This window comes from Pseudomonas sp. SMN11 (genome assembly GCF_052041945.1).
Classification (GTDB): Bacteria; Pseudomonadota; Gammaproteobacteria; order Pseudomonadales; family Pseudomonadaceae; genus Aquipseudomonas.
On sequence record NZ_JBKGGW010000003.1, the window covers coordinates 1 to 20,708 of the forward strand.

The following is a 20,708-nucleotide window of genomic DNA, read 5'->3' on the forward strand; positions in this document are numbered from 1 at the left end:
CGAAATAGCCAACGCCCACCCATACTGAGCTAATCATGATCAACCATAGTGCCACTCCCAACTTACGCTTTATTTTAGGTGGGAAATTTTTTAACTCCACTTCATCCAGCCACCCCATGCGCAAATGTAACCCCGGAAATGTAACTAACCCGCTAACTGTACTCAGCAGGAGGCAGCGCGACCTTAAGCTTCCTCCACCCCAGACAGGTTTCATCTGTTCCAAATAGGGATTACTCGTGATAGCTGATATAGCGACATGAAAGTCCCGCGAAAGCGCAATTTGCACGTTAATGGCCATTCCCAAAAGTCCAAGAACAAATGGCGCGATCAAAAATGAGAGCTTTAAAAAAGGCGACCAGTTTTCGAAGTCAATCATCAGTCACCTCATAAAGCACTTCTCCCAAAAACTCTCCAAATGCTCCAAAGCTCAAAGAACCTGCAGCAGAGCCAGCGCCTACCACAACAATTCCGCACACCGGGAGACCTAGCCCTGCAGTACCAGCCGCGAAAACAGCGCACAGCGCAGGTACTGCCGCCCCCGCTCCCAAGGCCCCTACCATGCCGCCTCCCAAACCACCAGAGAAGCTGCCTGTTTCAGTAAAACGGATCTTCCTACAGGCTTCAGCTTCACCAGCACGACACACCTCATCAACTTTCAAATAAGACGAAACCCCACCTAACCCGATAGCGGCGTTCCCCCCGTGCTTGAGATACTTGCCAATCTTCGCCACCTTATCCAGATGCGTCGCATACCCCGGTATCTGCCCCGGCCCTCCCGCTTTCGACCAGTGATGCACAAGGCTTTTGGTTGAGATATTCAAACTCTTCTTCAGTTTCTCGTAGCTCCCGAGATTGAGCTTTTTGTTGAGAAACGCCGCTTTCAACTGCCCGTCCAGTTGCTGCAGCAGCTGCCGCCGCTCAGCGAAGAAACCCGGGCTGTTCAGATGGCCATGGCGCAAGAATTCACGTTGATGCAATTGCTCAATCTTGGTCAATGTCCCGCTGACTTGCTTCAGCCCTCGGTCGAGCATGTCCTTGCCCACTCCCATGGATTGGCTGGCGTCGCCGAGCAATCCCGCTATCTCGGCCTGGTGCTGCATCATGAAATCCGACTCGGCAAAATCCAGCGCCACCAACGCACGCCGCGCGTGCTCTGCAGCTGCCATCAACTGGGCTTCTTCGCGGGTGCAGGCATTGCCATTGTCCGGATCACCGATAACGAAAATCTCCCCGGCCTTGAACCCTTGCTCGAAGGTGGGGTTAAGTCGCTGCAAACGCGAGATCGGCAGGGTGCTGTCGTGCGCCTGCAACTGCAGCAGCACCTGCGGGAACGACATGTGCCGGGGCACCACATAGAACCCCGGTTCCAACGAACCGGGCATGGATGTCATAGCAGATTGCGCAAAGTGCTCAGTGTGAGCCTCAGACACTTGTACGACTGGCCTGCCCTGCCTCGATGGCGGTGGCTGATTCAACGGTGCAACCACCCGGTTGCTGCCAGGCGAACAGGCACAGACGACCAGCGCGCCATCCATTGCCACCCGCCTGCCGGAAGAGATGAAGAACTCTACCCCTTCGGCGACCATCCCCTCCTGCCCACAAAGCGGACACTCCGTAGTGGGGTCACCTTCCCTGAGCACCTCGCGCCCTTCGGACGTGTACCCGGTACCGGTGGCGATGCAAACGGCCCCGGTGGTCGTGCTGTCACCATCGACCGCCTGGCCTCTGCCATCCAGATTGACCCGCATCGGCAATACTCCCTGTGCATTTATCAGGTTTGAAACCTAACAGCTGCCCAGAGGCCTTTAGTGCCTGAAGTGGAAAATTAGACGTTTCCTACAAAGTTAGTGAACTTATCTTTCAGCAAGTACCTGAAGAATTTTCCGCATCATAATTATTGAAACTTCCTACAGTAATAGTTGGCTTTCCCGACTTTATGGTGTGGCCACACTTGGCCAGCATGTACACTCCCCCTGAAGGAGTGCCCCATGCAAAAACTTCCGATACCTGACCTCCCCCAATTCCGCGTGAGTCGTAAGCTGATCGCCACAGTTGCAATACCGGTAATCACAGGAGGCGCTTTCGCTGTGCTGTTCAACGCCGTGTTGTTCTACAACGAAGCGGGCCAGATGACCCACGTGCGCACAATCTTCGGCGAGGAAAAAGTGGTCGAGGAAGTGGGCTACGCCACCAAGTGGTTCGGCCGCAGTACCGCCTGGCGGCGCACCATCGGGGTTCAGTCGGCCCTGCAGGTGGACAGCCAGGACGACAGGCGCAGCGGGCAGCCCGCGGTGACCATCCAGAACCTGCCCATCGTGTTTCTGGGCAACGTCGACGCCAAGGCCGAATTCAGTACCCAGTTCCGCCTGCCTTCGGGCGATGCCTTCCTGAAGATCGCCCAGGAGTACCGCTCGCCGGACAACTTCCTGCAACGCGCCTTGTTGCCGGCGATCAAGGAAACCTTGCAGGCCACGGCATCGCTGATGAGCGCAGACGATTACTACGCCGGTAATCGCAGCCACTTTGGCGCAGAGTTCGAAAATCAGCTGCGCAACGGTCTGTACCTGACCAGTCGCAAGGAAATCCGCGTACAGCGCGACAACTACCCGGCACAGACGGCGATCCTGCAGTCCGGCACCGAGCAAGGCAGTTTCGGCGACAACAGCGCAACCCGCTTCGTCATCGAAAAAAAGCTCGACAAGGACGGCCAGGAATTACGCAAGCAGCAGCAATTTCGCCTGTTCGGCGTCGAGGTGGTCGATGCACGGGTGACCCATATCGACCCGAACCCCCAATACCAGCAGCGCATGGTGCGGGTGCAACAGGCGCTGGCGGAACTGGCAGTGGCGCGGCAGAACCGGCTCAAGGAAGAGGAAGAAAAGGAGCTGGTGTCCGCCCGCGGCGCCAAGGATGTCGAGGCCAAGCGCCAGGAAAGCCTGCGCCAGCAGATCGAGCGCACCACTCAGGCCGAAACAGAGAAACAGCTCACCCTGATCAACGCCGAGCGGGAAAAACGCCGCGCCGAGATCGACAAGCAGACCGCCGAGTTGCTGCGCGACAAGGCCCGGGTCACTGCCGAAGCCACTCGGATCACGGCCGATGCCGAGGCCCATGCCCGTGAGGCTTCCCTGAAGGCGGACGGGGCCTTGCAGAACAAGCTGGACGCACTGGTGCAGATCAATCGCGTCTGGGCCGAAGCTGCGGCACGGGCGCCCGTGCCCAGCGTGATGATGGGGGGGGCAGACACTGGCGTGGGGCGCCAAGATGAGATGAGCAAGCTGATGAGTGTACTGGCCACCAAGGCGGCCAAGGATCTGATGGTAGACCTCAAGACGCAGTGATCCTGCTTCAGCCTCTTCGCGGCGTCTCGGCGCGAAGAGGCCGGTACCGGCTTGCCTCATCTTCCGCCGCGCAGCATCTCCACCGGCACATACTTGCCGATCTCGTACTTGCCGATCGCCGCCCGGTGCACCTCATCCGGCCCATCGGCCAAGCGCAGGGTGCGCTGCATGGCGTACATGTAGGCCAGCGGGAAATCGCCGCTCACCCCTGCCCCGCCGTGCATCTGGATCGCCCGGTCGATCACCTTCAATGCCACGTTCGGCGCCACCACCTTGATCTGCGCGATCTCGCTGCGCGCGACCTTGTTGCCGACGGTGTCCATCATGTACGCCGCCTTCAGTGTGAGCAGGCGCGCCATGTCGATCTCCATGCGCGAATCGGCGATCTTGTCGACGTTGCCGCCCAGACGCGCCAATGGCCGGCCGAAGGCCGTGCGTTCGACCGAGCGCTTGCACATCAGCTCCAGCGCCCGCTCGGCCATGCCGATCGAACGCATGCAATGGTGAATGCGGCCTGGGCCAAGGCGGCCTTGGGCGATCTCGAAACCACGCCCTTCACCAAGGACCACATTCTCATAAGGCACCCGCACGTTCTCGAACAGCACTTCGGCATGGCCATGGGGCGCATCGTCATAACCGAACACCGGCAATGGGCGAACGATCTTCACCCCCGGCGCATCGGTCGGCACCAGCACCATCGAATGCTGCTGATGGCGCGGACCGTCGGGATTCGACAGGCCCATGAAGATCATCACCTTGCAGCGTGGGTCGCAGGCTCCGGACGTCCACCATTTGCGGCCGTTGATCACCCATTCGTCACCATCACGCACGGCCGTGGCAGCCATGTTGGTGGCATCCGAAGAGGCCACGTCCGGTTCGGTCATCGCGAATGCCGAGCGGATCTGGCCGCGCAGCAGCGGTTCCAGCCATTGGCGCTTCTGCGCCTCGCTGCCATAGCGCACCAGCACTTCCATGTTGCCGGTGTCCGGTGCCGAGCAGTTGAACGGCTCCGGGCCCAGCAGCGAACGGCCCATGATTTCGGCCAACGGCGCGTACTCCAGGTTGCTCAGGCCGGCGCCGTACTCGGATTCCGGAAGGAACAGGTTCCACAAACCCTCGGCCCGGGCCTTGGCCTTGAGCTCTTCCATGATCGCGGTGGGTTGCCAGCGGTCGCCCTCGGCGACCTGGCGCTCGAACACCGGTTCGGCGGGATAGACATAAGCATCCATGAAGGCGCTGACGCGCTCTCGCAGTGCCTGGACCTTGGGCGAATAGGCGAAATCCATCGGGGTTACCTTCACGGTTCAAAGTACATGGGCAGAGCCTAGAGCAGCCAGCCTCGATCTACCTAGTCTATTTTCCGCGTGTATAAACATTCATAACCGATATATGATCGGCCAATAATTCCAACAAAGAGCGGCGCCATGAACCTCAGCAAGGTCGACCTCAACCTGTTCATCGTCTTCGACGCGATCTACACCGAAGCCAACCTGACCCGAGCCGGGCAGATCGTCGGCATCACCCAGCCGGCGGTGTCCAATGCCCTGTCACGGCTGCGCGAAACCTTCAACGATCCGCTGTTCGTACGTACCGCCCAAGGCATGGTGCCCACGCCCATGGCCCAGAACATCATCGGCCCGGTGCGCAATGCCCTGGCGCTGCTGCGCACCTCTGTGCAGGAAAGCCGCATCTTCAACCCGCAGCAGGCCAACAAGACCTTCCGCATCAGCATGACCGACCTCACCGAGGCGGTGATCCTGCCGCCGCTGTTCCAGCGCCTGCGCCGCCTGGCGCCGGCAGTGCTGATCGAGAGCTTCCTGTGCAAACGCCGCGAAACCACCAAGGAACTGGCCGCCGGGCGCCTGGACTTCGCCGTCGATGCTCCGCTCAACACCGACCCGCAGGTGCGCCATGTCAAGCTGATGCAGGATCGCTATGTCTGCGCGCTGCGCCAGGGCCACCCGCTGGCGGATGCCAAGCTGACCCTCGACAACTACCTGGGCATGACCCACATCCATATCTCCAGCCGCCGCAACGGCCTGGGCTATGTCGACCTGGCACTGGGCAAGATGGGCGTGCAACGCAAAGTCGCGCTGCGCTCCCAGCATTACCTGATGGCCTCGCAGGTGTTGCAGCAGACCGACATGGCCATGACCGTACCCGAGCGCTTCGCCCGCCGTCACCAGCTGCGCTTCCAGCCGCTGCCAGTGGAGGTGCCAGCGCTGGAGACTCACCTGTACTGGCATGAGAGCACTGACCAGGACCCGGCCAACCGCTGGATGCGCGAGCAAATCATCGAATTATGCGAGCGCGTGGTGGCCGAAGAAGAACGTGCGCTGGAGCCTGCCTGATGCGTTCATGGCACTGTGGGCTCCCCGGGCCCACAGAGAGAAAAACCATTTCCAACTGATCTATAAATAGAGAAAAATATCCCCCATTAGCCGGCTAATTGCAGCATAAAAAGCAAAATCATTTTCTACCCAGCGCTTAGGCTTGATGCAACGATTGCCGACACCACGGCATCATTGCACGGACCCGCCCCATGCCCAGCGCCCCGCTCTATTTCGACTACGCCGCCACCACTCCGGTCGATGACCGGGTCATCGAAACCATGCTCACCTGCCTCGGTCGCCAGGTTAACTTCGGCAATCCAGCGTCCAGCGGTCATGCCTACGGCCAAGCTGCACGCGAAGTGGTCGAACAGGCCCGCCGGCAAGTGGCCGAGCGGGTCGGTGCCTGCGCCGACGACATCGTCTGGACATCGGGCGCCACCGAGTCCAACAACCTGGCACTCAAGGGCATCGCCCAGGGCATGGCCAAGCCGGGCCACCTGATCACCAGCCAGCTGGAGCACAAGGCCGTGCTCGACACGGTGAAGGAACTGGAACGCCAGGGCTGGGCCATCACCCGCCTGGCGCCGGACGCCAGCGGCCTGATCCAGCCCTACGCCGTGCAGGCAGCGCTACGTGAAGACACTCGCCTGGTGTCGCTGATGGCCGTCAACAATGAACTGGGCACCGTCACCGATTTCGCTGCCATCGGCGAACGGGTTCGCGCCCATGGCGCCCTGCTGCATGTGGATGCGGCCCAGGCGATCGGCAAGCTGGCCATCGATCTGCAGGCGATGGCGGTGGACCTGATGTCGTTCTCGGCGCACAAGGTGTATGGGCCTAAAGGTATCGGCGCATTGTATGTCGGGCCTCGTGCCCGTGAGCTGATGTGCGCGCAGATCCACGGTGGCGGGCATGAGCAAGGGCTGCGCTCAGGTACCTTGCCGACGCACCAGATCGTCGGCATGGGCAGTGCCTTCGCCCTGGCCGGTGAGCCGGGCGACAGCGAGCACCAGCGTATCGAGCACATGGCCAAGCGTCTGCGTGAAGGGTTGCTGGCATTGCCGGGGGTCAGCCTCAATGGCTGTGCCCTGCAGCGGGTACCTCACACCCTGAACCTGTGCATCGAAGCCAACGGTTTCAACAGCATGGCCTTGGCCAGTGAACTGGCGCTGTCGACCACCTCGGCCTGCAACTCGGCGAGCAACGCCGCTTCGCTTGTGCTGTTGGCGCTGGGGCTGGATGAAGCGCGGGCACGCAAGAGCGTGCGCGTGAGTATTGGGCGGTTTACCAGCGAAGCCGAAGTGGACACGGCGATTGCGGTGTTCGAGCGGGCCTTGACTGCGGCTTCGGCTGCGCTTTGGTAACGCGCGCTCAGCCCTTGTTAACGTTGAGCGCCACGGCTGCCCGGATCAGGCTGATGAACGCCTGATCGTCGATATCATCCCCTTCGAACACGTCGATGGCGCGGCGCGTATTGCCATCGAGACTGGCATTGAACAGGCCTGTCGGGTCGGCCAGATGCGCGCCTTTGGCGAACGTCAGCTTGAGCTTGTCCTTGTAGCTCTCACCGGTGCACAGGATGCCGGCGTGGGACCACACCGGGACGCCACGCCATTTCACTTCCTCCAGCACTTCGTGATCGGCCTGGTGGATCAGGGCTCGCAGGCGTGCAAGGGCCGGGCCGCGCCAGTCGTCCAGATTGGCGATGCGGGCGTCGATCTGTTCGCTGGGGGTTGAATCAGGCATGGCAAGATCCTGGAGACGGTGTGGGCCACTCAGTATCGTTCATGCTTGAGGTTTGTGTTGGCAGTGCTGGCCTCTTCGCGGGTAAACCCGCTCCCACAAGTTCTCCACTGCCTTCAAGATCGGTGAAATCCCTGTGGGAGCGGGTTTACCCGCGAAGAGGCCGGCACTGCCAGCAACGCACTTACAGGAAGGTGAATACCGTCGAAGCTGGCAGACGTGACTTGCTCAGCCCGGCATTGAAGTCCGCCTCGCTGCGATAGCCCAGGCTCAAGACCACTACACTGGTAAAGCCCTGCTCACGCAGCCCCAATTCAGCATCCAGCACCTTGCTGTCGAACCCTTCGATCGGCGTGGCATCCAGGCCATGGGCCGCGGCACCGAGCAGCGCGGTACCCAAGGCCAGATAGGTCTGTTTCTCCATCCAGTGCTGCAGGTCTTTCTGATCGAAACGGTGCAGGTCCACATAGCCGCGACGGCTCTGGTTCTGCCCTGCCCGCGCCTGCTCGTCGCGGAAGCGGCCATCGGCCTGTTCCTGGTCAAGCACCGCATTCAGGTGCGCTTCGGTCATCTCGGTGCGGGTGCAGAATACGATCACATGCGAAGCATCGAGGATCTTCGGCGAGTTGTAGGCAAAACGGCCGTCGGTGGCCTTGGCCAGGCGGGCCTTGCCTTCGACGCTGTCGGCGACAACGAAACGCCAAGGCTGTGAGTTGACCGAGGACGGGCTGTGGCGCAGCTGTTCGAGCAGCGCATCGACCGTAGCCTGGGGAATCTTGCGGGTGGCATCGTAGGCCTTGGTGGTGTAACGGCGCTTGGCCAGGGAGACGGTATCCATGCTGCAACTCCAATCAACGAAACGGGATCTGTCGCGCATCTTATCTTTCCTGCAAACCGGAAAAAGCGGCAGAATGCAGCAACACTTTCACCCTTGGAGTGAAAATGCTCCGTTTCACCGACCTCGAACTGTTCGTGCGCAGCAGCGCCCTAGGCAGTTTCACCGCTGCCGCCCATGAAGCCGACCTGCTGCCGGGGCAAGTGGCCGCGGCGATCAAGCGCCTGGAGCGCGACCTCGACGTGCGCCTGTTCGCCCGCACCACCCGCAGCCTGCGCCTGACCGCCGAGGGCGAGCTGTACCTGCCCACCGCCCAGCGTGTGCTGGACACTTTGCGCCAGGGCCAGGAACAGCTTCACGCCAGCCACAGCACGTTGCGCGGGGTGTTGCAGGTGTCCGCACCTTCCGACATTGGCCGCAACCTTTTGCTGCCGTGGATCAGCGCCTTTCGCCGCGAGCACCCGGCATTGAGCCTGCGCTTCTTCCTCTCCGATCAGATGGCCGACTTCAGCCGTGACCCGGTAGACATCGCCATCCGCTATGGCCTCAACCAGGACGCCAACTACATCGCCCTGCCGCTGGCCCCCTGGAACCGCCGCGTGGTGGTGGCCTCGCCCGGCTACCTGGCCCGCCACGGCCGCCCCCGCACACCTGATGACCTGCAGCAGCACGACTGCCTGCTGTACCTGCAGCACAACCGCGTGTACGACAAGTGGCAGCTTGGCAACCGCACCGTGCAGGTACGCGGGCCGCTGGTCAGTGACGATGCCGACGTGGTGCGGCGCTGGGCGCTGGAGGGCGAAGGCATCGTCTACAAGTCATGGCTGGACGTCAGCGCCAACATCGCCGCCGGTGAACTGGAAATCCTGCTGCCGGAGCATCAGGGCGAAGCCACGCCTGTGACGCTGGTGTGCCCGCACCGCAAGCAGTTGTCGCCCGCTGTGACGCAACTGCACCTGTGGCTACGCGAGCGTTTTGCCGCGCTGCAGCCTGCACAATTGTTCTAAACCGGCTGACGCATCTGGAGTATGGTGAACTGCCCTACCCGTCAGCAGCGCAGCGCCATGAGCAACTGGATCGACCTCAAGCAAGACGCCGACACCGGCATCGAGTCGGTCCGCGCGCATTTTGTCGGCCACGCCTACGACCCGCACTGGCACGACAGCTTCCTGGTCGGCTTCACCGAGCAGGGTGTGCAGCAGTTCAACTGCCGTCGGGTGCGTCACCAGAGCACCGCAGGCCAGGTTTTCCTGCTCGAACCTGGCGACCTGCACGACGGCCACGCGCCGACGGCCGAAGGCTTCACCTATTCGACCCTGTACCTGGAACCGAACTGGCTGGAGACCGAGCTGCGGGCGCTGTTCGAACAGGCACCCGGCGACAGCCTGCCGCGCTTCGCCGACACCTTGTGCCACGACGAACGCCTGGCCCACGCCACCGCCCTGGCGTTCCAGGCGGTGCATGGCCAGGAGCTGCGCATCGTCCGCCAGACGGCCATGGACACATTGCTGACCACCCTGACCAGCCACCTGCACTGGCGCAAGCGCCTCGACCCCGACCCGCGCCTGCCACTGACGGCACAGCGGGCGCGTGACTTTCTGGATGCCCACTTCGACCAGGACATCGGCCTGGAGCAGATTGCCCAAGCCTGCGGGGTCGACCGTTTCCGCCTGACCCGGGCCTTCAAGGCCGCCTTCGGCCTGGCGCCCCATGCTTATCTGATCCAGCTGCGGCTGGCCCGCGCACGTCGCCTGCTCGCGCTCGGCCAGACCCCGGCCGAGGTTGCCATGGCCCTGGGTTTTGCCGACCAGAGTCACCTGGGGCGCTGGTTCCGGCGTGCTTATCAGCTGACCCCGGCCGACTACCGTCGCCGCTGCTCAAACCTTCCAGACTGACAGCCTGCCAATGGCGACCATGGGGCCCTGAACATTCGGAGCCGTTCCCATGTCGCAATCTTTGTTGCCCTTCATTCTCTTCGCCCTGGTCTCAAGCATCAGCCCGGGGCCGACCAACCTACTGATCCTCGCCCATGGCGCCCGGCAAGGTCTACGCGCGAGCCTGGCGCCGGTGCTGGCAGCCTGCGGTGCAGCGGCGGCAATCGTGTGGCTGGTCGGCCTGGGACTGGGTGAAGCGCTGGTGCGCCATCCATTGGCCCAGCAGGCGATGAGCTGGGCCGGGGTGCTGTGGTTGAGCTGGCTGGCCTGGCGCATGCTGCGAAGTGCCGGCGAGCCGCTGGATAGCGCAGGCGGCAAGCCGTTTGGCGTGGTCAGCGCGGCGTCGTTGCAGGTGGTCAACCCGAAGGTGTGGATGATGGCGGTGGCCGTCATTGGCGTGTTTGCCGCACCGACGCTGCCGGTGTGGCAGCTGGCATTGGTGTTTCTGCTGATTGCCGTGCCGTGCATGGCGGTGTGGGCAGTGTTGGGGGCAGGCAGTGCGCGCTGGTTTCAGGCGCCGGGGCGGTTGCTGTGGTTCAACCGGGGTTTGGCCGGATTGCTGGTGATATCGGCCTGGGCTGCGGTATTGAGCTGAATCTCGAAGTTTCCTGTACGGCCTCTTCGCGGGTTTACCCGCGATGAGGCCGGTACAGGTATTCAGTGGCTCAGTGCCTCACGGAACCGCCGGGTACTGGCCAATGCCAGGATCAGCCCGACTACCGCCACGCTACCGCCAACCATGCCGATGTCCGCCACACCCATCTGGCTGCTGACAATACTGCCCAGCAATGCCCCGCCACCAATGCCGATGTTGTAGATGCCGGAGAACAGCGCCATGGCCACGTCGGTGGCATCGGAAGCCAGCTTCAAGGTCTTGGACTGCAGCGACAGGCTGAAACTGAGGATCGCCACGCCCCAGAACATGCTCAAGGCCGCAAACACATAGAAGTTGCCCGACAACGGCAGCAGCAACAGCAGGCAAGCCGCCAGCACGCCGATCGAGCCCGCCAGGAAGCCATGGGGGAAGCGCTCGCTGTAACGGCTGAACAGCAGCGAGCCGAACACGCCGGCGCCACCGAACAACAGCAGCAACAGCGTGGTGCGCTCGCCGCCGATCTGCGCCACGTGCAGGGCGAATGGCTCGATGTAGCTGTAGGCGGTGAATTGCGCGGTGATCACCAGGGTCACCAGCAGGTAGGTAATCACCAGTGCCGGGCGCTTGAACAGGATCGGCAGGCTACGCAGCGAGCCGGAGTTCTGGCTCGGCAGCAACGGCAGCGACTTCATCAGGCACAGCATGGTCACCAGCGCTACCCCGGCAATGCTGAGGAAGGTGATGCGCCAGCCCAGTGCTTCGCCTACCACGCGGCCCAACGGTATGCCCAGTACCATCGCCAGGGTCGTGCCGGTCGCCAGCAACCCCAGTGCCTTGGCCTGCTGCCCCGGCGGTGCCACGCGCACGGCCAGCGACGCGGTGATGGCCCAGAACACGGCGTGGGCCAGGGCGATACCGATGCGGCTGACCAGCAGCATGGCAAAGCTCTGCGACAACCACGACAGCAGGTGGCTGAGGATGAACACCAGGAACACGAACAGCAGCAACCGCCGACGCTCGATGTTGCGGGTGAGCAACATCATCGGCAGCGATGCCAGCGCCACCACCCAGGCATAGATGGTCAGCATCAGGCCGACCTGCGCGGTGGTCATGTCGAAGCTGCTGCCGATGTCACTGAGCAGCGCCACCGGGACGAACTCGGTGGTGTTGAAGATGAAGGCCGCCAGGGCCAGGGCGATCACGCTCAGCCAGCTGCCGCCACCTGCGGTCGGCGGCAGGTCGGTGGGGATGGGTCCGTTCATGGGCAGGAATCTGTTCTCCGCAGGCAAGGCGAAAGGACGCGCGTCAGGGGCCAAGTATCGGCCGCGCTGAGGCACGGGTTTGTTATTGGAAGGATTGCCCGCATGGTACGCGTCACGCCTGGCCCTCACAACCACGAAGGGCCAGGCTATCGTCAGGTTCAGCCCTGCAGGGTCGCCATGTCGATCACGAAGCGGTACTTCACATCACCCGCGATCATGCGCTCATAGGCCTGGTTGATATTGCGGATGTCGAGCATCTCGATGTCGCAACGGATGTCATGGGCGGCACAGAAGTCCAGCACTTCCTGGGTTTCGGCGATGCCGCCAATCAGCGAACCGGCCAGCACCCGACGCTTCATCACCAGGTTGGCGGCATGCACGGCCGGGTCGATCGGCTCGATCAGGCCAACCAGGATGTGTACACCGTCGAACTTCAGGGTCTCCAGGTACGGGTTGAGGTCGTGCTGCACCGGGATGGTATCGAGCAGGAAGTCGAAACGGCCGGCGGCGGCACGCATCTGCTCGGCATCGGTGGACACGATCACGTGGTCGGCGCCCTGACGGCGGGCTTCCTCGGCTTTGGCCTGGGAGCGGGTGAACAGGGTCACTTCGGCGCCCAGGGCCTTGGCCAGCTTGATGCCCATGTGGCCCAAGCCTCCCATGCCGAGGATGCCGATCTTGTGACCCGGGCCGACGCCATGGTGCTTGAGCGGCGAGTAGGTGGTGATGCCCGCGCAGAGGATCGGCGCCGCGCTGGGCAGGTCCATGCCGGCCGGGATGCGCACCACGAAGTGCTCGTTGACCACGATGCTGCTGGAGTAACCACCCATGGTGTTGCTGCCATCGACCCGGTCTGGGGTGGCGTAGGTCATGGTCGGGCCTTCCAGGCAGTATTGCTCCAGGTCCTTGGCACACGCGTCGCAATGGCGGCAAGAGTCGACCATGCAACCGACGCCGACCAGGTCGCCAACCTTGTGCGAGGTGACCTGGTCACCCACGGCGGTGACTCGGCCGATGATCTCGTGACCGGGCATCAGCGGGTAGACGGCAATGCCCCACTCGTTGCGCGCCTGGTGGATGTCGGAGTGGCACACGCCACAGTAGAGGATCTCGATGGCGACATCGTCCGGGCGCGGCGCGCGGCGCTCGAAGGTCATGGGGGCCAAGGGGCTGGTCGGGGTTTGGGCGGCGTAACCGATGGCGGTGTACATGCGGGACCTCAGGGGAAGTGAAACGATTCAGGGCGCGCATTCTGCTCGCCATCGTCCTCCCGGCCCACGGCTGATTCTCCGGCATCCATGCCTGATTCTCCGAACCTGCCAGCGGCCATCTGGCGCTGGCCAGCCAATCTGCGATCATGGAACTGTCTGATTCTCTGCCCTGGTTCATCATGCAACTGACCCGCCACGTCGACGCCAACGCCCCGCTGTGTTCGCTGATCCGCACCCTGGCCACCCGCCCGGGTTTCGTGCCCACGCACCTGCCCCAGGTGCAGGTACTGAGCTGGGACCACTACGTGGCCAGCAGCCCGCAGATCTACGAGCCGAGCCTGATGATCCTGGCCCAGGGCAGCAAACTGGCGCGCCTGGGCCCACGCACCCTGGAGTACGGGGCCGGCCATTACCTGGTGCAGGCGTTGTCGGTGCCATTCATGTGCGAAACCTTTGCCACCGCCGACGAGCCCCTTCTGGGCGTGGCGGTGGACATCGACCGCGGTGTGCTGGGCGAACTGGTGCAGAGCATGGGCCTGGCGCCCGACCCGGCTGTACAGGCGCAGACGCCACAGTTGATGACCTCGGCGGCACTCGATGCACCGATGCGTGAGTCCGTGGAACGTCTGCTGCGCTGCCTGCAGGACCCAGTCGACGCCAAGGTGCTGGGCCCGGCGCGCATTCGCGAGGTGTTGTATACCGCCCTGCGCGGCCCCCAGGCCGGGGTGCTGCGGGCGCTGGTGGAGCAACAGGGCCACTTCGCCCGCATCGGCGCGGCGCTCATGCACTTGCGCGAGCACTACACAGAGCCGCTGAGTGTCGAGGTGCTGGCCGCCTGCGCCAACATGAGCGTGTCGACCTTCCACGAACACTTCAAACGCTGCACCGACATGGCGCCGATGCAGTACCTCAAGCGCCTGCGCCTGCTCAAGGCGCAGCAGATGCTGATCGGTGAAGGGCTGGGGGTAGCCCAGGCGGCGCATCGGGTGGGCTACCAGAGCACCTCGCAGTTCAGCCGCGAGTACAAGCGCCAGTTTGCCCGCAGCCCGGGGGATGAACTGCCCTACCAGAGCCTGCCGGTCTGACGTGCAAACCCGCTCCCGCAGAGATCGCGTCAGCTCCTGGAAACGAGCCGTACTATTGCGCCAACGACCACTGCGCCAGCGGCCAGTAACGGCCCTTGCGCGATTCGTACAAGGTGAAATGCCTGGCGCTAAGATGGAACTCGGGCGCCGCAGCCGCCTCCGGGGTTTGGCCGCGAAAATCCCGTGAGAGGGTCAGGTGTGGGCGGTAGTCACGGGCCTGCTCTTCGAACCCCATCGGCAGCAACGCCTGCTGCAGGCCATAGACCAGCTGACGCAAGGCGGCGGGCGCTTCATGCGGCTCGAGCACCAGCACATTGGCACGCTGCCAGGTTTTCAGCTGGTCCAGCAGCAGGCGCAACGGCGCGCCGGGCCGCGCCAGGTTGTCTACCGCCGCGCAGATGGCCGGCACCTGCGCCGCATCCACATCCCCCAGAAACAGCAAGGTCAGGTGGAAATTTTCGCTCGGTACCGGCTTGCCGCTGCGCAGCTCCAGGCCGCGCCGCCACTGGCTGATCGCACGGCGCTGGGCGTCGCTGACAGGCAAGGCGAAGAATAACCTTTTGAACGGGGTGCCACTCGGGCGGATGTCCTGAATCATGTGAACTCCATCACGTGAAACGTTTTTGCACGCTATAGGGCATTACACCAATGTCGCCCCGCATTAACGTAACAATAAGTACAAACTGCCCCCATGATTGTTTATGCTGGCGAGCTTATGCCATGGCGCATGGCCATTTTTCGACAAGTAACCGTCCATGAAAATTGCACTCGTACTGATCTTCGTCCTCTCGATCGCCTATGTTCACCTGCGCGGTCGGGTACGCCACAAGCTGACCCGCCAGCTGGGCGACCACTCCAGCTTTCTGGCCCCGGTCAACAGCTTCCTGTACCTGTTTTCCAAGCACCCCGCCAAGCCCTACCTGCCGGTCGAGGCGTTCCCAGAGCTGAAGCCGCTCATGGAGCACTGGCAGGAGATTCGTGCCGAAGGCCAGCAGCTGCTGCACGTGGGCGAGATCAAGAAGTCCGACAATTATGACGACGTCGGTTTCAATTCGTTCTTCAAGACCGGCTGGAAGCGCTTCTACCTGAAGTGGTACGGCGAAAGCCACCCGTCGGCCATGACCCTGTGCCCACGTACCACCGAGCTGCTGCAAGGCATCGGCACGGTCAAGGCGGCGATGTTCGCCACCCTGCCACCGGGTGCCAAACTGGTCCGCCACCGTGACCCGTATGCCGGTTCGTACCGCTTCCACCTCGGCCTGGACACGCCGAACGATGACGGTTGCTACATCGACGTGGACGGCGAGAAGTATTCCTGGCGCGATGGCGAGGGCGTGGTCTTCGACGAGACCTACATCCACTACGCCGCCAACACCACCGAGCACAACCGCATCATCCTGTTCTGCGACATCGAACGCCCGCTGAAGTACCGCTGGGCCACCGCGTTCAACCGCTGGTTCAGCCGCAACGTCATGGCCGCCGCCGCCGCGCCGAACGACGCCGGCGACAAGACCGGCGGCATCAACCGCCTGTTCACCCGCATCTACAAGATCCGCGAGCGTGGCAAGGCGCTGAAGAAACGCAACCGCATGCGCTACTACCTGGAAAAGTGGCTGGTGGTCGCCGCTCTGGTGCTGGTGTTCGTCTACATCTGACCGGCACGTTGGCAATTGCAGAAACGGCCTTGTTTGGCCGTTTCAAAGCCGGCCAGCACTAAAGTACAAGTCTGACTTCCCGCGCTTCGACTAGCATCAAAGCTCCACTCGCAACCTTACCAAGGTGAAGACGATGAGCATGATGGACTGGGACGCCTACCGTAAGCAGTTGATGGCCGGCATCGGCGATCTCAAGCAACTGTCCCCCGACACCGTGGCCGGCTACATGACCGCCAGCGGCGCGGGTGCCAAGACCAACCACCTGGACGCCAAGACCCGCGAGCTGATCTCCCTGGCCGTGGCTGTCACCACCCGCTGCGACGGCTGCATCGCTGTACACTCACAGCAAGCCGTCAAGCATGGCGCCACCCGTGAGGAGATCGCCGAGGCACTGGGTGTGGCCGTGGCGATGAATGCCGGGGCCGCGCTGGTCTACTCGGCCCGTGCCATGGATGCGGTGGGCAAGGCCAACGGCTGAAGCCCGACGGCGTCGCCGCCCTTGCGCGACGGCGCCGCGCCACCCAGACTTGGCGGCCTAGCCACTGCAGGAACCGCCATGATCCACATCCGCCCCATGACGCCCGACGACTTCGAGCGTTTCTGGCCGACCTTCCAGGCCATCGTCCAGGCCCGCGAAACCTACGCCTTCGACCCCGAACTGGACGTCGAGCAGGCACGCCAGCTGTGGTTGCAACTGCCGCTGCACACCCTGGTGGCCGAAGCCGATGGCGAACTGCTCGGCTCCTACTACCTCAAGGCCAACGCCGCCGGCCCTGGCGCCCATGTCGGCAACTGCGGCTACATGGTCTGCGACGCCGCCCGTGGCCGTGGTGTGGCCCGGCTGATGTGCGAGCACTCGCAGAAGCTGGCGCGCCAGGAAGGCTTTCTGGCGTTGAAGTTCAATTCGGTCGTGGCGAGCAACGAAGTGGCGGTGGCGCTATGGACCAAGCTCGGCTTCGAGACCGTTGGCCGCCTGCCCAAAGCCTATCGCCATGCTCGCCTGGGGTTGGTCGACTGCCTGGTGATGTACAAGTGGCTGGCCGATGAGCCGGTGGTGGAGAAGCCGCCCCTGCTGATCGGGCGCAAGAACATCGAAGCACGGGTGTCGCGCCGCCGCGGGCGTTAGCCAGTGAGGCCCCTTTCGCGGCGGTTCGACGCGAAGAGGCCGGTGCAGTCAACAGGTCAACCTCAGAACGCCAGCCCCACCTTGAAGCCGAACTCGTCACGCTTGAGCTTGGTGTTGTCGGCCACCGGGGAATCCTCGTCCAGCTTGTACTCGGTGCGGGTGTAGTAAACGCCCGCCTGCACCGGCATTCCGCCCTGCTGGTTCATCAGCAGCGTGACCTCGGCATAGGGATTGGTGCGGTCCTTCATGTCCACGCTGTCGCTACCAAAGTCATCGACCTTCAAGCGTGCGCGACCGTCGATGGTATGGCGCGCGCCCACTTCCACGCGCAACGTCGATGCGTCGAACTGATGGTTGTAGCCCAACGCCGCCTTGGCGAACGGTGACTTGTAGGTGAGCCGGGTATCGAGGTCGTTGATCTCTGGCTCGAACCGGGTCCAGCTGTAGCCACCGCCAACGATCACGTCGACGAAGTTGCGCGCATCCAGTGCCGCACGCCAGCCAAGGTCGAGGTCGGCCTGGGCCTCCTTGAGCTTGTTGTCGTTCTTCTTGCCGTACGTGGCTTCAGCACCGATCTGGTAGATGAACCCGGACTCGGCGGTCAGCTTGTTGCCGAACGTGGCAAAGACCCCGCCCTGGCCCATGTGCTCCTTGTCGGAGTCACTGCCGCCTTCGAACTTGAATTTATCGTACGCACCGAGCAGGCCGACGCTGAACAATGGGTCGGTATTGGGCGCTGCGGTGGCCACAAACGAGCTACCAAGCAGAGCGAGCAAGCAGGAGTGACGCAGCAGGTTGCGAGCGAACATCGGTACAGTCTCCATGACAGTAAGACGAGTGATTGACGAACGGTTCGAGGCAGGGGGGGGTTGGAAAAGTTCGAAGAAATGTCAGAAAAAACGCACAAGCCTGTGATTAATCGAGACTTATTGGAGCGCAGATTTGACGTACCCACGCTTCGATGGTCAGATGCGCGCCAGTTTCAGGTGTCCTGCGCCGCCGTGCGCAGGGTGAAACGGGAAGCCGGTGCGTCGTGATTCACGACAAGTCCGGCGCTGCCCCCGCAACGGTAAGCGAGCGATGCCTTCGACACACCACTGTGCGCCAGCATGGGAAGGTGAAGGCCTCACGCCCCTCGCAAGCCCGGAGACCGGCCTGAAGCCTCACTTGGCAACCCGCGGTGGGCGGGCGCAGGCCGGTATCCGCGTGCGCCCCTGCATGCGTGGTGTGCCTTTGCGTGTTTTCCACCGGGATCCATTCATTCCTGCAGCAGTGGAACGACATGTCCCGATTCATCAAGCTTCACCCCCTGGCGGCCTGCCTGGCCGTCACGCTGCCAGCCCTGGCCGAAGAACCCGTGCTGAACCTCCCCTCCACGGCCATCACCGATAGCCGTGACCCGCAACACGTCGACCTGGCCACGCCGACCGAGGCCGGTTCACGGCTGAACCTCACTGCCCTGGAAACCCCGGCCAGCACCAGCAGCATCACTGCCGAACAGATCGAGCAGCGCAACAACCTCACCGTGCAGGACGCCGTGACCCGCTCGCCCGGCATCACCTTCATCGGCAACCCGGGCGATGGCGGCACTGGCCTGTCGGCGCGCGGCTTCACTGGCCATGGCTCGGTGATGACCCTGTTCGACGGCGCGCGCCTGTACACCGGGGCCGGCACCCAGACCTTCCCGGTCGACCCGTGGATGGTCGAGCAGATCGACGTCATTCGCGGCCCGGCTTCGGTGCTGTATGGCGAAGGCGCGACCGGCGCGGTGATCAACGTGATCCCGAAAAAGCCGTTCGCTGGCGACATCCACAACCGCTTGCGCCTGGGCTACGGTTCCTGGGACCGCCAGCAACTGGGCCTGGACAGCGGCGGCAGCCTCAGCGAACGTCTGAGCTATCGCCTGACCCTTAACCAGCAGGCTGGCAACGGCTGGGTCGACCGCACCGACTCGCGCAGCCTGGCACTCAGTGCCGCGCTGCGCTTCGATGCCAGCGACGACCTGAGTTTCACCCTCGCCCACGAGCGCGGCGACGCCCAGCCCGCCAACTACTACGGCAAGCCGCTGATCGACGGCCATTACCGCAGCAGCCTGCGCAAGAAGAACTACAACGTTCAGAACGACGAGCAGCGCTACCACGACGAGTGGACCCGCTTCACCACCGACTGGACGATCAACGACCAGCTCAGCGCCAGCAACCAGCTGTACTACATCAAGAGCCGCCGCCACTGGCGCAATGCCGAGAACTACAGCTGGGACGCCGATCGCGCGCTGCTGGAGCGCCAGAGCTACCTGGAGATCAAGCACAATCAGGAGCAGATCGGCGACCGTCAGACCTTCAGCTTCGACCACAGCCTGTTCGGCCTGGCCAGCAAGACGCTGGTCGGTGTCGAGTACAACAAGGTGCGTTTCAACGTCGACAGCAACCGGCCGTACAACGACGTGGGCGGCGACTACATCGACCCTTGGCAGCCGACCCCGGGCTGGTTCCACAGCGACTCGCCAACCCGCCCGCAGACGCTGTCCACCACCCACACCTTCGCCCTGTTCGCCGAGAACCGCCTGCAGCTCACCGAGCGCCTGTCGCTGGTGACCGGCGTGCGCCGCGACCAGAACCACATCGACCGCGACAACCTGGTCGACGGCAGCCGCAGCGACCGCGGCCTGGAGGGCGGCAACTGGCGCGCCGGGCTGGTGTTCGCAGTCAACGACAATCTGTCGCTCTACGGCCAGTACTCCACCAGCGAGGACGGCGTGGACAACCTGGTCAGCCTCAGCCCGTCGCAGATGCACTACGACCTGACCGAAGCGAAGCAGACCGAGCTGGGCCTCAAGCAGCGCTTCTGGGAGGGCCGTGGGGAGTGGACGCTGGCGGCGTTCCATATCGTCAAGAAGAAGCTGCTGGTGGATGACCCGATCACCCACGAGGCGCAGCAGGCCGGGCAACAAACCTCCGATGGCCTGGAGGCGTCGCTGGAACTGGCCCTGGGGCAGCAGTGGCAGGTGTCGGCCAATGCCGCGCTGGCGCGGGCGAAATACGATGATTTCGACGAGATGGTCGATGGCGTGGCCCAGGATCGAGCCGGCAACCGCCCGGCCAATGTGCCGCGGCGCACGGCCAACCTATGGCTGAGCAAGGGCTTCGGCCAGCAGGTGGAGGCCGGGATTGGCGCGCGGTATGTGGATGAGCGTTACGCCGACACGGCCAATAGCCAGAGTGCGCCGGGGTATACCGTGATCGATGCCAACATTGGCTGGCAGGTGCTGCCGGATGTGCGCCTGGGGTTGCAGGTGAACAACCTGTTCGACCGGGAATATGTGGCGTCGATGTTCAGTGGCGAGCAGTGGTTGATGGGCGCGCCGCGGTCGTACTTCGCTACCGTGGATTACACCTTCTGACTTGAACCGCCTGTCCCGGCCTCTTCGCGGGCAAGCCCGCTCCCACAGGATTTCTACTCACTTGAAAAGGGTGGTGGACCTGTGGGAGCGGGTTTACCCGCGAAAAGGCCAGCACAGGCAACACAAAAATCTCTAGGAGAAGCGAATTAAATAGTTATAAGATAACGTTTCATTTGACATTCATTCCT

20 protein-coding genes and 1 riboswitch are annotated in these 20,708 nt (G+C 63.0%); of the genes, 11 read left to right on the forward strand and 9 right to left on the reverse strand.

The genetic code is table 11. From position 1 onward, the window contains the following. Together ACLEJU_RS04055 and ACLEJU_RS04060 are read right to left on the reverse strand one after the other, a co-directional pair. A partial coding sequence (locus ACLEJU_RS04055) for a hypothetical protein (RefSeq protein ID WP_440776673.1) occupies positions 1–376 on the reverse strand: 376 nt, incomplete at its 3' end. Next, positions 369–1,748: a PAAR domain-containing protein gene (locus ACLEJU_RS04060; protein ID WP_435421889.1), complete on the reverse strand. Its 1,380-nt coding sequence runs from the start codon at positions 1,746–1,748 to the stop codon at positions 369–371. The genes ACLEJU_RS04060 and ACLEJU_RS04055, both read right to left, overlap by 8 nt. Before the next feature lie 240 nt (positions 1,749–1,988). Between ACLEJU_RS04060 and ACLEJU_RS04065 the strand changes: the two genes are divergently transcribed. After that, a complete protein-coding gene (locus ACLEJU_RS04065) occupies positions 1,989–3,341 on the forward strand; it encodes an SPFH domain-containing protein (protein ID WP_435421890.1) in 1,353 nt (450 codons plus the stop codon). A 56-nt stretch (positions 3,342–3,397) separates the two neighbouring features. Here the strand turns inward: ACLEJU_RS04065 and ACLEJU_RS04070 are convergent, their stop codons facing one another. Beyond that, positions 3,398–4,627 (reverse strand): acyl-CoA dehydrogenase, encoded by a 1,230-nt coding sequence (locus ACLEJU_RS04070; RefSeq protein ID WP_435421891.1) that lies wholly within the window; start codon positions 4,625–4,627, stop codon positions 3,398–3,400. 138 nt (positions 4,628–4,765) lie between these two features. Between ACLEJU_RS04070 and ACLEJU_RS04075 the strand changes: the two genes are divergently transcribed. Together ACLEJU_RS04075 and ACLEJU_RS04080 are read left to right on the forward strand one after the other, a co-directional pair. Next, positions 4,766–5,692, forward strand: a complete 927-nt coding sequence (locus ACLEJU_RS04075) for a LysR family transcriptional regulator (protein ID WP_103447975.1) — start codon at positions 4,766–4,768, stop codon at positions 5,690–5,692. A gap of 191 nt (positions 5,693–5,883) precedes the next feature. Next, a complete protein-coding gene (locus tag ACLEJU_RS04080; protein WP_435421892.1) occupies positions 5,884–7,038 on the forward strand; it encodes a cysteine desulfurase family protein in 1,155 nt (384 codons plus the stop codon). 7 nt (positions 7,039–7,045) lie between these two features. On the opposite strand, the gene ACLEJU_RS04085 is transcribed toward ACLEJU_RS04080, so the two are convergent. Both ACLEJU_RS04085 and nfsB read right to left on the reverse strand, forming a co-directional pair. Next, positions 7,046–7,420, reverse strand: coding sequence for a DUF1801 domain-containing protein (locus tag ACLEJU_RS04085; RefSeq protein ID WP_435421893.1), 375 nt, complete (start codon positions 7,418–7,420; stop codon positions 7,046–7,048). A gap of 181 nt (positions 7,421–7,601) precedes the next feature. Beyond that, a complete protein-coding gene (nfsB, locus tag ACLEJU_RS04090) occupies positions 7,602–8,255 on the reverse strand; it encodes an oxygen-insensitive NAD(P)H nitroreductase (protein WP_435421894.1) in 654 nt (217 codons plus the stop codon). A gap of 104 nt (positions 8,256–8,359) precedes the next feature. Here nfsB and ACLEJU_RS04095 point away from each other — a divergent pair, with 104 nt between their 5' ends. Genes ACLEJU_RS04095 through ACLEJU_RS04105 form a run of 3 tightly spaced genes read left to right on the forward strand, consistent with a single transcriptional unit; the run spans position 8,360 to position 10,781 of the window. Further along, positions 8,360–9,259: a LysR substrate-binding domain-containing protein gene (locus ACLEJU_RS04095; protein ID WP_435421895.1), complete on the forward strand. Its 900-nt coding sequence runs from the start codon at positions 8,360–8,362 to the stop codon at positions 9,257–9,259. A gap of 57 nt (positions 9,260–9,316) precedes the next feature. Continuing rightward, positions 9,317–10,147 (forward strand): AraC family ligand binding domain-containing protein, encoded by an 831-nt coding sequence (locus ACLEJU_RS04100; RefSeq protein ID WP_435421896.1) that lies wholly within the window; start codon positions 9,317–9,319, stop codon positions 10,145–10,147. A gap of 49 nt (positions 10,148–10,196) precedes the next feature. Continuing rightward, complete coding sequence (locus ACLEJU_RS04105; RefSeq protein ID WP_435421897.1) at positions 10,197–10,781, forward strand: LysE family translocator; 585 nt, start codon at positions 10,197–10,199, stop codon at positions 10,779–10,781. 62 nt (positions 10,782–10,843) lie between these two features. On the opposite strand, the gene ACLEJU_RS04110 is transcribed toward ACLEJU_RS04105, so the two are convergent. Continuing rightward, entirely contained in the window at positions 10,844–12,043 is a 1,200-nt protein-coding gene (locus ACLEJU_RS04110; protein ID WP_435421898.1) for a sugar transporter, read from the reverse strand. Positions 12,044–12,201: 158 nt separating this feature from the next. Beyond that, a complete protein-coding gene (gene calA / locus ACLEJU_RS04115; RefSeq protein ID WP_435421899.1) occupies positions 12,202–13,254 on the reverse strand; it encodes a vanillin reductase in 1,053 nt (350 codons plus the stop codon). Positions 13,255–13,433: 179 nt separating this feature from the next. Here calA and ACLEJU_RS04120 point away from each other — a divergent pair, with 179 nt between their 5' ends. Beyond that, the gene (locus ACLEJU_RS04120) at positions 13,434–14,339 is read left to right on the forward strand and encodes an AraC family transcriptional regulator N-terminal domain-containing protein (protein WP_435422054.1); all 906 of its coding nucleotides are present in this window, start codon (positions 13,434–13,436) and stop codon (positions 14,337–14,339) included. A gap of 52 nt (positions 14,340–14,391) precedes the next feature. On the opposite strand, the gene thpR is transcribed toward ACLEJU_RS04120, so the two are convergent. Continuing rightward, positions 14,392–14,937 (reverse strand): RNA 2',3'-cyclic phosphodiesterase, encoded by a 546-nt coding sequence (gene thpR / locus ACLEJU_RS04125; protein WP_435421900.1) that lies wholly within the window; start codon positions 14,935–14,937, stop codon positions 14,392–14,394. Positions 14,938–15,094: 157 nt separating this feature from the next. Between thpR and lpxO the strand changes: the two genes are divergently transcribed. The 3 genes from lpxO (at position 15,095) to ACLEJU_RS04140 (ending at position 17,120) form a co-directional block, all read left to right on the forward strand. Next, positions 15,095–15,994 (forward strand): lipid A hydroxylase LpxO, encoded by a 900-nt coding sequence (gene lpxO, locus ACLEJU_RS04130; protein WP_435421901.1) that lies wholly within the window; start codon positions 15,095–15,097, stop codon positions 15,992–15,994. Positions 15,995–16,127: 133 nt separating this feature from the next. Further along, entirely contained in the window at positions 16,128–16,472 is a 345-nt protein-coding gene (locus ACLEJU_RS04135) for a carboxymuconolactone decarboxylase family protein (protein ID WP_027919898.1), read from the forward strand. Positions 16,473–16,550: 78 nt separating this feature from the next. Further along, positions 16,551–17,120, forward strand: coding sequence for an N-acetyltransferase family protein (locus tag ACLEJU_RS04140; RefSeq protein ID WP_435421902.1), 570 nt, complete (start codon positions 16,551–16,553; stop codon positions 17,118–17,120). A 62-nt stretch (positions 17,121–17,182) separates the two neighbouring features. Here ACLEJU_RS04140 and ACLEJU_RS04145 read toward each other — a convergent pair whose 3' ends face one another. Further along, positions 17,183–17,929, reverse strand: coding sequence for an outer membrane beta-barrel protein (locus ACLEJU_RS04145; RefSeq protein WP_435421903.1), 747 nt, complete (start codon positions 17,927–17,929; stop codon positions 17,183–17,185). 158 nt (positions 17,930–18,087) lie between these two features. Then, positions 18,088–18,293: riboswitch (cobalamin riboswitch) on the forward strand. 109 nt (positions 18,294–18,402) lie between these two features. Between ACLEJU_RS04145 and ACLEJU_RS04150 the strand changes: the two genes are divergently transcribed. Then, entirely contained in the window at positions 18,403–20,520 is a 2,118-nt protein-coding gene (locus ACLEJU_RS04150; RefSeq protein ID WP_435421904.1) for a TonB-dependent receptor, read from the forward strand. Positions 20,521–20,708: the final 188 nt, after the last annotated feature.

Excerpts from the sequence above, each read along its gene's own strand:
- thpR (WP_435421900.1), bottom strand. The coding sequence starts at position 14,937 with ATGATTCAGGACATCCGCCCGAGTGGCACCCCGTTCAAAAGGTTATTC.
- ACLEJU_RS04100 (WP_435421896.1), top strand. The coding sequence starts at position 9,317 with ATGAGCAACTGGATCGACCTCAAGCAAGACGCCGACACCGGCATCGAG.
- ACLEJU_RS04085 (WP_435421893.1), bottom strand. The coding sequence starts at position 7,420 with ATGCCTGATTCAACCCCCAGCGAACAGATCGACGCCCGCATCGCCAAT.
- ACLEJU_RS04145 (WP_435421903.1), bottom strand. The coding sequence starts at position 17,929 with ATGTTCGCTCGCAACCTGCTGCGTCACTCCTGCTTGCTCGCTCTGCTT.
- ACLEJU_RS04095 (WP_435421895.1), top strand. The coding sequence starts at position 8,360 with ATGCTCCGTTTCACCGACCTCGAACTGTTCGTGCGCAGCAGCGCCCTA.
- ACLEJU_RS04060 (WP_435421889.1), bottom strand. The coding sequence starts at position 1,748 with ATGCGGGTCAATCTGGATGGCAGAGGCCAGGCGGTCGATGGTGACAGC.
- ACLEJU_RS04150 (WP_435421904.1), top strand. The coding sequence starts at position 18,403 with ATGTCCCGATTCATCAAGCTTCACCCCCTGGCGGCCTGCCTGGCCGTC.
- nfsB (WP_435421894.1), bottom strand. The coding sequence starts at position 8,255 with ATGGATACCGTCTCCCTGGCCAAGCGCCGTTACACCACCAAGGCCTAC.
- ACLEJU_RS04120 (WP_435422054.1), top strand. The coding sequence starts at position 13,434 with ATGCAACTGACCCGCCACGTCGACGCCAACGCCCCGCTGTGTTCGCTG.
- ACLEJU_RS04075 (WP_103447975.1), top strand. The coding sequence starts at position 4,766 with ATGAACCTCAGCAAGGTCGACCTCAACCTGTTCATCGTCTTCGACGCG.
- ACLEJU_RS04140 (WP_435421902.1), top strand. The coding sequence starts at position 16,551 with ATGATCCACATCCGCCCCATGACGCCCGACGACTTCGAGCGTTTCTGG.
- lpxO (WP_435421901.1), top strand. The coding sequence starts at position 15,095 with ATGAAAATTGCACTCGTACTGATCTTCGTCCTCTCGATCGCCTATGTT.
- ACLEJU_RS04135 (WP_027919898.1), top strand. The coding sequence starts at position 16,128 with ATGAGCATGATGGACTGGGACGCCTACCGTAAGCAGTTGATGGCCGGC.
- ACLEJU_RS04065 (WP_435421890.1), top strand. The coding sequence starts at position 1,989 with ATGCAAAAACTTCCGATACCTGACCTCCCCCAATTCCGCGTGAGTCGT.
- ACLEJU_RS04110 (WP_435421898.1), bottom strand. The coding sequence starts at position 12,043 with ATGAACGGACCCATCCCCACCGACCTGCCGCCGACCGCAGGTGGCGGC.
- calA (WP_435421899.1), bottom strand. The coding sequence starts at position 13,254 with ATGTACACCGCCATCGGTTACGCCGCCCAAACCCCGACCAGCCCCTTG.
- ACLEJU_RS04080 (WP_435421892.1), top strand. The coding sequence starts at position 5,884 with ATGCCCAGCGCCCCGCTCTATTTCGACTACGCCGCCACCACTCCGGTC.
- ACLEJU_RS04070 (WP_435421891.1), bottom strand. The coding sequence starts at position 4,627 with ATGGATTTCGCCTATTCGCCCAAGGTCCAGGCACTGCGAGAGCGCGTC.
- ACLEJU_RS04105 (WP_435421897.1), top strand. The coding sequence starts at position 10,197 with ATGTCGCAATCTTTGTTGCCCTTCATTCTCTTCGCCCTGGTCTCAAGC.